The sequence below is a fragment of the Psychromonas sp. Urea-02u-13 genome, from assembly GCF_002835995.1.
In the GTDB taxonomy this organism is placed as follows: Bacteria; Pseudomonadota; Gammaproteobacteria; order Enterobacterales; family Psychromonadaceae; genus Psychromonas.
Genome location: NZ_PJBZ01000246.1, coordinates 1 through 579, shown reverse-complemented (window position 1 = coordinate 579; position 579 = coordinate 1). Strand labels below are relative to the sequence as shown.

General features: G+C 40.6%; 2 tRNA genes. Both read right to left on the bottom strand.

What is annotated here, in order from left to right:
- Positions 1-270: 270 nt before the first annotated feature.
- A tRNA-Ala gene (locus CXF74_RS21630) sits at positions 271-346 on the bottom strand.
- Between the two features lie 123 nt (positions 347-469).
- Positions 470-546, bottom strand: a tRNA-Ile gene (locus CXF74_RS21625).
- Between the last annotated feature and the right edge of the window lie 33 nt (positions 547-579).

Genomic DNA, 579 nt, shown 5'->3' with positions numbered 1-579 from the left:
TTTTTGCTTGATTACAGTATCTAATCTGACTCAAGAGTCATTTCAAATACTGAGAACTCTTTATCTTTACCGAAGTAAAAATAAAAATTTTCGTTTATATTTATCACACCAATCAATTCACGAATGAATCATTGTTATTGTGCGATAAATAAGAACTTTATCAGCTTTCCTAATTGTTAAAGAGCAGGCTTTTTCGTTAAAAAAAGCCTTAGATAAATAGTCTTATTTATCTAAGGCTTCTAGTGTCATGTTAGGTCACTTCAAAAGAAGTGGTGGAGCTATGCGGGATCGAACCGCAGACCTCCTGCGTGCAAGGCAGGCGCTCTCCCAGCTGAGCTATAGCCCCAACATGGTTTTTGTATAGAAATCGAATTGGTGGGTCTGGGCAGATTTGAAATTAACCAAACGGCCTCACCATCTTTTCGCCTTATTAGGGGTGCGCTCTAACCAACTGAGCTCATCCGAAACTTGGTGGGTCTGGGCAGATTTGAACTGCCGACCTCACCCTTATCAGGGGTGCGCTCTAACCAACTGAGCTACAGACCCAAGTAAGGTCTTTTCTATACATCTCTTTTACAT